Genomic DNA, 238 nt, shown 5'->3' on the forward strand with positions numbered 1-238 from the left:
TTATAGCACAAACGCAAACAAGAATACTTCGCACCTATGAAAAACAACCTTACCAACAGCAACGCCACAACCTTGCTGGCCATCTGTCTGTTACTGCCTGCAGTAGCCCCGGTACAGGCAGAAAGCCAGATCACAGGCCAGACACAAGAACAGACAGGTGAGAACTACCAGATCCCGGCTGGCTCCCTGACCTCCGTCCTGCCGCGCTTTGCGCTCGAAGACGGGGTGTCGGTACTGT

At 54.2% G+C, this 238-nt stretch carries 1 protein-coding gene; it reads left to right on the forward strand.

All coding sequences use genetic code 11. The features are described 5' to 3' along the window. Positions 1-36: 36 nt before the first annotated feature. A partial coding sequence (locus Q4563_RS22425) for a hypothetical protein (protein WP_303606119.1) occupies positions 37-238 on the forward strand: 202 nt, incomplete at its 3' end.

This window comes from Gilvimarinus sp. 1_MG-2023 (assembly GCF_030548285.1).